This is a genomic window from Sphingobacterium sp. T2 (genome assembly GCF_000814685.1).
Classification (GTDB): Bacteria; Bacteroidota; Bacteroidia; order Sphingobacteriales; family Sphingobacteriaceae; genus Sphingobacterium; species Sphingobacterium thermophilum.
On sequence record NZ_JXAC01000294.1, the window covers coordinates 1 to 1,163 of the forward strand.

General features: G+C 41.5%; 1 protein-coding gene and 1 pseudogene. Both read right to left on the reverse strand.

Annotated features, from left to right (window positions below; all coding sequences use genetic code 11):
* Positions 1-751, reverse strand: a 751-nt coding sequence (locus tag SD31_RS14255) for an ABC1 kinase family protein (protein WP_039054603.1), incomplete at its 3' end; no start/stop codon positions are given.
* 122 nt (positions 752-873) lie between these two features.
* A pseudogene (locus SD31_RS17720) lies at positions 874-1,163 on the reverse strand (hypothetical protein); the annotation flags it as partial.

Sequence of the window (1,163 nt, forward strand, 5' to 3'; positions counted from 1 at the left end):
TATTTTTGTTCCCTCCACAAAGGAAATTACATAGTACGTTGTCATTGCTTAGTTCAGGATATCCTTTCATTGTAAGGATATTTGGGGTTCCGCGGAAGTTGCGTTCGAAGATTTGTATGTTCTTCAGCTCATTGTTGAAAGAAAGTTCTTCCAGCAGGCTTTTAGCGAAAGCTTCAAAAACATGCTTCAGGTTAATTTCGCGAACGATGCTGTAATAGCTACTCAGCACATCGATGATGTCGCGCATGAGGAGTAGGTCGGCATTGACTACATCCTTGATTCCTTGTCTTTTAATCTTTAGAATAACTTGTTCGCCGTTCTGCAGTTTAGCTTTGTAGGTCTGTGCTATGGAGGCCGAAGCTAGAGGGGTGTCGTCGATTTCACTGAAAAAGTCACTTACCGAAATTTGCAGCTCCTTTTCCAATAGTGCGATAAGGTCTATATCGTCCGGCTTTACGTCGTCTTGCAGCTTTTTGAATTCCACAATCAAAGGGGAGGGGAAGAGGTCTTCTCTTGTGGAAAGTGTCTGTCCAAATTTTATGTAGGTAGGTCCCAGCTCTTCGATAGCCTTGCGTATTCTTTGGTAGAAGGCGGTGTCCTGCGTCGACTGGAGGTCCGTCTCTTTGTTGTCAGTACCCTTACTGCTATCGATTTTTGCTTTTAAATCCTCAAAACCATACTTCGATAGGACTTGCATCAGCTTGGCTGCACGTTTGAGTTTGGCTTTCTGTCTTTCTAAAATCCCTTCCATACCTGTTGTTGTTTACCCTAAAATACGATAATCCATGTTAGGAATATGTCATTAATTAGATAAAGATGAGAGTTCGGGGTTTAGAAGGAAATAGAAACAGATTCAAGAGCGGACTGAGCTTTTTATTTGGTTCTAATTATTCGGTCAAAGCTATATCGGATGGTAAAGGCCTGCTGATTATCTATTCCACCCTGTCGTAGGTGAAACGAAGCCGTAAATTTGGCATCAATATTTTTATTGCGGAAAGGAATCCAGCCTATATCAATGCGGTTGTACTTGTCCCTTCGGTAGAAAGAATCTCCGTTGGGCAGGAAAATGGCGTTGCCATATATAAGGTATTGTGAAGAAAGAAATTTTTGTATTGCGCATGGATATTGCTGATGAAGGCATTGCTCTTTTTTCGTATTCTGTT